This window comes from Streptomyces actuosus (assembly GCF_016921115.1).
Lineage (GTDB): Bacteria > Actinomycetota > Actinomycetes > Streptomycetales > Streptomycetaceae > Streptomyces > Streptomyces actuosus_A.
Genome location: NZ_JAFFZS010000214.1, coordinates 1 through 446, shown reverse-complemented (window position 1 = coordinate 446; position 446 = coordinate 1). Strand labels below are relative to the sequence as shown.

Below are 446 nucleotides of genomic sequence, written 5' to 3'. Positions count from 1 at the left end.
AGCTGTCAGAAGAAAAACAGTCGGATAGGACGTGAGGTTAATCACAAAATCAAACGCATCGCCCGCTGGCGGGGCGCAGATGAAGACGATTGTTATGCCTAGGTGGATCAGAAGTCCCCAGATGGGCGTTTTGAAGGGTCGGTTTTGCATGACAATATTGGGGAACGGGGTTATGCCGTCTTTGGCGAGTTCTTGGATTACTCGTGCTTTTGATTGTGATGTTAGTTCACTCACCCCTCACTCATATGTATATATGTTGGAAGAGGGATAAACGTACGAACTGTGAACGCTATCCCAAGTAGATGACCAATGGCTGATATAGCTACCAGTGCTGGCAGAGCTTTTAACGCCGCGGAATGACCGAAGACATTGTTGAAAAGCGAGGAAGCGATGGTGAGATTTGAGCTGAGGAATTCTTCTCTCGGTACGCCAGCGAACTAATACAG

Annotated in this window: 1 protein-coding gene; it reads right to left on the bottom strand. The window is 47.8% G+C overall.

From position 1 onward, the window contains the following. Positions 1-234, bottom strand: a 234-nt coding sequence (locus tag JS756_RS36175; RefSeq protein ID WP_205387497.1) for an amino acid permease, incomplete at its 3' end; no start/stop codon positions are given. Positions 235-446 lie beyond the last annotated feature (212 nt).